Raw genomic sequence first — 237 nt, 5'->3', positions numbered from 1 at the left:
CAGAACCGCATGAAGGCGACCCGGCCGTGCGCGCTGAAATACATCGCCGGCCAGGTAGCGGGGAGCTACGTTGGCCGAAAAGTTTCTGAAGCAATACGCGGGCGGTGTGGCAATCCGGTTCATGTGCCGACCGGACAGAAGCTGTTGATGAACGAGGTGGATTTCAGTGTCCCCGGAATGCTCCCACTCGGCGGCTCGCGCTCCTACTCCAGCGCAATCGATACGGGCGGCATGCTC

Annotated in this window: 1 protein-coding gene; it reads left to right on the top strand. The window is 61.6% G+C overall.

Annotated elements, in window-relative coordinates; genetic code table 11:
* Positions 1-9 precede the first annotated feature (9 nt).
* A partial coding sequence (locus SB751_RS35210; RefSeq protein ID WP_410749640.1) for a DUF6531 domain-containing protein occupies positions 10-237 on the top strand: 228 nt, incomplete at its 3' end.

It is taken from the genome of Cupriavidus sp. SIMBA_020 (assembly GCF_046535395.1).
Taxonomy (GTDB): Bacteria; Pseudomonadota; Gammaproteobacteria; order Burkholderiales; family Burkholderiaceae; genus Cupriavidus; species Cupriavidus campinensis.
Note: the sequence above shows the minus strand (reverse complement) of the source record. Positions and strands in the feature narration are given on the sequence as shown.